Genomic DNA, 7105 nt, shown 5'->3' with positions numbered 1-7105 from the left:
GCAGCGATTTCTGTCCGCCCACGATGCCATCTACAACCATTTCAATTCGTAACGTCATCTGATCTCCCGCCCAACTCTTCGTCAAACGCGCGCCTCTGCATATGCGGCGTGGAATGAAATCGTTTCTGCGTAATTGCAGGAACTTTCCACTTTGGCGGTCCGTTTAAGTTAACGTGTCAACGCCGTCCAATGTCTCAGATGCCGGACGAAGTGAGCCTTCGCTGCAATTGCCCCAATGACGGCAAACTGCACAATCCGACAGCCGGACGTCAGTCCGTCACGCTTGATCCAAAACCTGAACGCCTTCACTGTGCGGCGATCTTCTTAACACCCTGCGCAGCGTCGCGACGATTGCCCGAAAAATTGAAAGGGTCACTTCGGTCTGCATTCTGCGAACTTCATTTTGCTTCGCTTCTGTAATCTCGGTGAATCGGGTGAAGGCGGTTTCATCCTGGCGGTTCATTTCGTTTCTCCTGATGTGTCGAGGAATGTGTTCCTTGGGTTGAACGTGCCACTTCTGCTGCTGCTCCGCTTTCAGGTGCTGTCCAGAAACCGTCCAGATTGGCTTCATTTACCTTGAGAAACGCACCGCCGCGTGGTCATCATTCAAAGATGGAAGACATATCGGTCATCTCATTCGATGAATTCCAGATCGACATAGCGCGCGGCGAACTGCGCCGGAGCGGCCAGGTTGTGCCGCTTGAACCGCAGGTGTTGGACCTGATTTCATACTTGGCAGAGCACCCCGGCAAGATCATCACGCGCGATGACCTAATCGAGCACGTGTGGGCAGGTAGGATCGTATCGGACAGTGCCATATCAACCCGGATTAACGCCGCCCGTGCTGCGTTGGGGGACAACGGTCAAACGCAAAAGCTGATCAAGACAATTCCACGACGAGGGTTCCGGTTCGAAGGCATAATCAACGATCAAGATACCGGCACGGTTTCGATAATGACCGAGAAGCCTTCAATTGCAGTTTTGCCCTTTCGCAACCTATCTGGCGATACCGAGCAAGCTTATTTTTCGGATGGGATAACCGACGATATCATTATTGAGCTTGCCCGATGTCGTGAGCTGTTCGTAATTGCGCGTCAATCGTCGTTCGTCTTTCGCGACACCTCAACCGACTTGACCCAAGTCGCGCACGACTTGGGCGTTCAATACATCCTTGAAGGTGGCGTGCGCCGGTCCGGCAATCGAATTCGTGTAACCGCGCAACTTCTCGACCCAACGACCGGGACCAATCTGTGGGTCGAGAAATACGACCGGAACATCGAAGATATTTTCGAGGTGCAAGACGAAATCTCATCTATGATCGTTAACACGCTTGTCGGGGAAATTACGCGCGACACCTACCGGCGCTCATTGGCCAAATCCTCGGATAAGGTGAATGCCTATGATCATTTCCTGCGCGCTTCAGAATTCAATTATCGCGGCGGGCGAGACGATGTTCGACGTGCACGAGACGAGGCGCTAAAAGCAATTGCAATCGACCCCGATCTGGCGCGCGCGCATGCTCTGGTCGCATGGACCCTTATTGCTGAGTTTCTGAACGCTTGGGGGGATGACCCCAAGAGCGTCATCAAAGAAGCACGAACCTTTGCGCTGGCAGCCGTAAACGCAGATGGACGTGAACCGCTTGGATATGCCGTACTTGGCTGGGTTTATATGTGCCTCAAGGATATTGAGCGGGGGCTAGCGGAACAACGCCGTGCCATAGCCGACAATCCCGGCAATGCTCATTATCGCAGTCTCTATGCGTTTACGCTTGCCTACGCCGGGCAATCCGAAAAAGCGATCGAGGAACTGGAAAAGGCGATGCGGCTGAACCCACGTCACCCCGATCTCTATAATGCGCATTATGGCCGCGCCCTTTTCAACCTGCGCAGATACGAAGAAGCACTGCTTCCGCTGGAAAAAATTCGAACGTCACAACCAGGCAACGGGAATGCAATTGCACTCGCGGCAGCTTGCTACGCTGCACTTGGTCGCCTTGAAGACGCCAAATCTGCGGTCGAAGAGGTACGGCGTGCCAACCCCAATTATACTCTAGAGTATGCTCGCCAATTCATTCCGTTCGCGCGTGAGGAAGACCTGAAGCACTTCATCGATAATCTCGCGCTTGCGGGGCTGTAGAATTCAACCGGTTTCATGACAATATCTGAACGAGTTTTATCGATTGCGCATGACTTACTGATCCGTCGATACCGATGCCAATGGCTGCAATATGAGCAGTGCAGACTTTCGGTGTCCGCGCAGCAATCGGTAAAATGGGCTCGGTGCCGTCATTCCGCACCTGTGCGTACAACGGCAGCTTAAGATTAACGAAAGTCGCGGTTTTGGTTCATTCATTTGATATGACTACAACATCTTGGGCTATTGAACGGCTTATGGGGCGACGCACATAGCTGAGGATGCTGCGTCGCAGCGGTCCGGTTCGAGCCCAAACCTACCGTGCAGCTTTGTCGTCGAAACGTCAGCCGTCCATGGAACTCGGAGACTTCACCAGACCTGATGGTAAAGTCGCACAATTTCCTCTGCGGTTGGAATGCGCGGATTGTTTTGCGGCGAGCCGGAAGCAAGCGCCTGTGCCGCCATCAACTCGAACATCTCTTGCGTTGCGTTGTGTCCTAATTCACCGACACGGGGCACTTTCAAGTCTGCGTTTAAAGATTTGAGCCCTTGAACGAGGTCGTCACAGGCTATGGCGTCGGTGTCGCTGTCGTCAGCCCATCCCATGACGCGCGCGCATGTTGCATACCGCTCCCGTGACGACCCGATTGAAAACTCTGTGATTGCCGGCAACAGCATTGCGTTTGATAAACCATGCGCCACATGAAAATGCGCACCAATTGGGCGGCTCATACCATGTACCAAAGCGACAGAGGCATTGGAAAAGGCCATGCCCGCTTGTGACGCGGCAAGCATCAGAGCGGCGCGTGCTTCTTCATTTTCGGGGTCTTTGCAGGCAGTGCGAACGTGTTTGGCTATGGAAGACATAGCGGCAAGCGCGAATGCATCCGTGTAAGCAAAAGCTTTCCGGCTAACGTAGGCCTCAATCGCATGGGTCATACTATCGACAGCGGTGTCTGCTGTAATGCGCGGTGGCTTGGTCGTTGTGAACGTCCAGTCGATCAAAGCGGCAGTCGCGACGCATGCAAGGCCAGAAAGATTGTATTTCTCAGGTTGCTCAGTGTCTGTAATCACGCACCAGCGCGTCAGTTCCGATCCGGTCCCCCCGGTCGTCGGTATCAAGATTAGGGGCGGCCCACAGCGATCAATTTGGCAAGGTGCCTTGTAGTCTCGGACGTGGCCGGGATTGACACTCATGAAACTGATTGCTTTGGCGGCGTCCATTGGGCTGCCACCGCCCAGCCCAATAATACAGTCAAAATCGCCACTGCGCAGCGCTTCAAGGCCCGCGTCCACACAGCTATCGGTGGGATCCTCGACGACTTGATCAAAAACCTGCCAATGAATGGCAGAACTGTCCAATACATCGGTGACCGTCACGACATGCCCTAGCGCTATCAGATTTCTGTCTGTTACGATTAACGGGCGCGACAGGCCAAGTTGAAGTAAGACCTCGGCAACTTCCAGCGCGGCACCGCCGCCGATCCGAATAATACGCGGCGATTGCACCCTTCCAATCGCATCGACGTTCATCCGCGTACTCCTTGTCCCGAATTTCTGTCTCATATGGCTACAGCCATTAGGGCAAGAACTCAATTTTCTTGCTTTCGCGGGGTGTTGCGCGCTGACATTCTGGCAAGAAGGACTTGTTTGTCTTTATAGTTTCTTAGCGGGCCATCGTAATGATTGAAGCGGATGAGTGCTTTGAGCCCACTTTGACAAATCCTGCGCCGAGCACGAATGTCGACTTTCTAAGAATGTCGGATGGTTAAGGTGCTGCAGAAATGAACGCTTCAAACACAAATGTGCTGTCTCAGCCTTTAACTTTGCCTTGTGGCGTTGTTCTCAAGAACCGCATCGCAAAATCGGCAATGTCAGACTCCTTGGGCGATGGGTGTGGCGCGCCGACTGATGCTCAAGTTCGTTTGTATGAACGGTGGGCGGAAGGCGGATTGGCCTTGTCGATCATCGGTGAAGTTCAGGGCACTCCAAATTACGCAGAGAAACCCGGAAACTTGGTCCTCAATGCCCATTCCGATCCAGAACCGTTTAAGGCTCTGGCCCGCGCAGGCTCGATCAAAAATGCAAATCTTTGGCTGCAACTAGGACATGCGGGCGCAATGGCGGATGCGCCGATTAGTAACCGGATGGGGCCAAGCGCACTTGATTTACCGGGGCTGACATGCGGCGCGCTTTCCATGTCGGAGATCAAATATCTACCGTATGAGTTTGCGCGCACGGCAGTCCTCGCAAGAGAGCTTGGGTTTGGGGGGGGCGAAATTCACGCAGCACATGGCTTCCTGCTCAGCCAGTTTCTATCTCCGCTGTTCAACAATCGAGCAGATGCCTATGGCGGCAGTCTGGATAACAGAATGCGCCTTTTGTTGGAGACTGTTGACAGGGTACGCCGCGCCGTTGGTTCCCATTTTCCCGTTGGACTTAAGCTCAATGCTACGGATCAACTTGAAGGCGGTTTCCAAGAAGACGAAGCGCTGGCAGTTGTGGCCGCACTCGACAGTACAGACGTTGACCTGATTGACATAAGCGGCGGCACGTATTTTCCCGGCGCGCCATCCTCGTCGGATCGCGCAGGTTCTGGCCCCTGTTTTTCAAGTTTGCCGAACGCGCCCGGGCCAAGACGAAAATACCACTCATGGTCACTGGTGGATTTAAAACACTGAAACAGGCAAAGGCGGCCATCAAAGACGGAAAAGCTGATATTGTCGGTCTTGCGCGTGCGCTTGTCGTCGATCCCGACCTGCCAAAGAAATGGGAAAAAGGTCGCGCGCCTGATCCTCAGTTCCCGCGCTTCGATAGACCGCCGGAAGGTGGCGTGACTGCTTGGTATACGATGCAGATTACGCGGATCGCCAATGGAGAAAGCGACCTTTCACCGGCTGATCTTCCCAACGCGATCAAAGTTTACGAAGAAAGGGATCGTCAGCGCCGTAGGACTTGGACAGAGCATTTTGGGAGTTAGTCCAATCGTTGAAGCGGATATCGGAATGAGATCAACGAACGGCAGCTTCTTTCGGAGGCTGTGTGAAAACTATCGAGAGCTTTTACAAATGCCGAAAATTGCCAGATTTGGGCGCGCTCTGGTCGAACTGAACCATCGAATTAGCAACTCCCGAAAACGAGCGGCGCGAAATCATGAGGAATCCCGAGTTTTCACACAGCCTCTCCGCATAGTCGACGTGCACGCTAGTCGCAGCTTATGGCCGCTTCGAGCCCATTGCGAACCTTTTTGTGCGTGCTTTGTACAACTTGGATGCACTTTTAGCTTCGGTAGTTTGCCAATCCCGCTCTGGCCTAAGCCTTCATCGGAGTGAGGTCAAATGGACAGGAATGGTCGGTTTGTAATATTATGAGAGGCAAGCCATATCCTAGGAGTTCAAATTGATCCCATTGCAGGAACCATTTAGAGTCGCTGACGAAGCTGATGCTCACGAATTGGCTGATCTCGTCAACTTCGCTGGCGAGGGCCTTCCACTACATGTTTGGAGTGGGCTTGCCCAACAGGGTCAAGACCCTTGGGACGTTGGTCGTGTGCGGCAGGCAGAAAAGGCGCGCGATGGTCAGGTCGTAGTGGTGGACTTCGGAAACGGCGCGGTTGCGAGTCTGACGGGCTACACAATTGGCGCAGAACCAGAGCCAGTCGGCGATGACTTTCCAAGCCTTTTTCGCCCGCTACAAGAGCTCGAGAACAAGGCTCTCGAAAGTTGGTATGTGAACGTACTGGCCTGCTACCCAGAGTATCGTGGCAAAGGACATGGGTCGCGCCTTCTGAGCTTGGCGGAACAGATAGCACAGGACGAGAATGTCAATCGCATGAGCGTAATCGTGGCCAGCAATAATTCTGGGGCTAGGCAACTCTATGAGCGGCACGGATACGAGGAGATGGCAACACGTCCTTGTATCAAGGATGATTGGGAGACTGAAACCGAGCATTGGGTTCTGCTCTTGAAATCGCTTTGATGGGGCGAACGGAACCTATGGCCAACGACTTCGCAAATCATGCACGCAAGTATCGCGGTTACTCTGAAGGGCTTTATCCGGCATTGGCAGGTGACCCGTTTTACATGACTCTGGAAAAGCGAGTTTCTGATCCGGCTAAATCCAAAGAGGCCATGCTGCGTTACTATGACTACTCAATCTATGAGGCCGATCAGTTTGGAAAAATCGTTGAACCTGGCGATGACCCTTTTGGAGTGTCCGTATGGTCTGTCCCCCTCAGCGAGCAAGAGATGAAAGACAAGGCGAGGCAGAAAAAGCAACTGATCCAGCAGGAAATGGGGGATAGTTGTCTCGCGGCCTATGAAGAAATCAATGCGTTTATGTCAAATGCGGCGCAACCGCTGACCGCGGATGAGGATTGGTATTTGTCCATTCTTGGAATTCTGCCAGAGTACCAAGGCAAAGGACTGGGCGGCGACTTGATCAGACCGATATTAGAGATGGCAGATTCCGCGGGTGTCTCGACATTTTTAGAGACATTCACGCCGCGCAATATGTCGTTCTATGAGCGTCTTGGGTATACGACGGCAGGCTCATTTCTGGAGCCGGTAACCGAAAGTAAATACTGGCTCATGAGACGAACCCCAGTTCGGATTTAGTTAGGCGCGATCTTTCACTTGGCGAGGTCGGGTTTGTCCCGCAACTCGGTCATAGACCCCTCGGACCTCGCTGCGGTCGCGATCAATGCGGCTTTTCTGGCTGCATTGCAGCGCAACTCTTGGATCGATTGGCGCTGTCGATTTGCTACACAAACGTAGGACGCGATTTCAGTCCGGCCGCTCTGGGCTTGTCTTATGCTTTTCCCATCGATCTGCGAAGATTGAGCCGGTGCCCGCCACGCCAATTTTGGCGGGCACCGGCGGCGGTTGGATCGATATGGGTTTGGTCATAATGGGGCATCGTCAACTTATCGGCCCTTGCCGAAAAGGAGCCCCGCACCCCTGGTCAAGCG

Annotated in this window: 7 protein-coding genes; 5 read left to right on the top strand and 2 right to left on the bottom strand. The window is 53.4% G+C overall.

The window, feature by feature from the left end; translation table 11 throughout:
- Positions 1-277 precede the first annotated feature (277 nt).
- Positions 278-463, bottom strand: coding sequence for a hypothetical protein (locus tag AC221Y_RS17560; RefSeq protein WP_299750988.1), 186 nt, complete (start codon positions 461-463; stop codon positions 278-280).
- A 149-nt stretch (positions 464-612) separates the two neighbouring features.
- Here AC221Y_RS17560 and AC221Y_RS17555 point away from each other — a divergent pair, with 149 nt between their 5' ends.
- Entirely contained in the window at positions 613-2139 is a 1527-nt protein-coding gene (locus AC221Y_RS17555) for a winged helix-turn-helix domain-containing tetratricopeptide repeat protein (protein WP_486707877.1), read from the top strand.
- Between the two features lie 366 nt (positions 2140-2505).
- On the opposite strand, the gene AC221Y_RS17550 is transcribed toward AC221Y_RS17555, so the two are convergent.
- A complete protein-coding gene (locus AC221Y_RS17550) occupies positions 2506-3669 on the bottom strand; it encodes an iron-containing alcohol dehydrogenase (protein ID WP_299750994.1) in 1164 nt (387 codons plus the stop codon).
- A gap of 251 nt (positions 3670-3920) precedes the next feature.
- On the opposite strand from AC221Y_RS17550, the gene AC221Y_RS17545 reads away from it, so the two are divergent.
- The 4 genes from AC221Y_RS17545 (at position 3921) to AC221Y_RS17530 (ending at position 6752) form a co-directional block, all read left to right on the top strand.
- Positions 3921-4817, top strand: a complete 897-nt coding sequence (locus tag AC221Y_RS17545; RefSeq protein WP_486707876.1) for an oxidoreductase — start codon at positions 3921-3923, stop codon at positions 4815-4817.
- On the top strand, positions 4790-5116 hold the full coding sequence (locus AC221Y_RS17540) for a hypothetical protein (RefSeq protein ID WP_486707875.1): 327 nt from the start codon (positions 4790-4792) through the stop codon (positions 5114-5116). The genes AC221Y_RS17545 and AC221Y_RS17540 overlap by 28 nt, the downstream gene beginning before the upstream one ends.
- 419 nt (positions 5117-5535) lie before the next feature.
- Positions 5536-6114, top strand: coding sequence for a GNAT family N-acetyltransferase (locus AC221Y_RS17535; RefSeq protein WP_299751000.1), 579 nt, complete (start codon positions 5536-5538; stop codon positions 6112-6114).
- A 17-nt stretch (positions 6115-6131) separates the two neighbouring features.
- Positions 6132-6752 carry a GNAT family N-acetyltransferase gene (locus AC221Y_RS17530; protein ID WP_299751003.1) on the top strand — a complete coding sequence of 207 codons (621 nt, stop codon included), beginning with the start codon at positions 6132-6134 and terminating at the stop codon, positions 6750-6752.
- The last annotated feature ends 353 nt before the right edge of the window (positions 6753-7105 follow it).

Source organism: Boseongicola sp. (genome assembly GCF_057460485.1).
The sequence above is the reverse complement of the archived record's forward strand: the minus strand, read 5'-3'. Positions and strand labels throughout refer to the sequence as shown.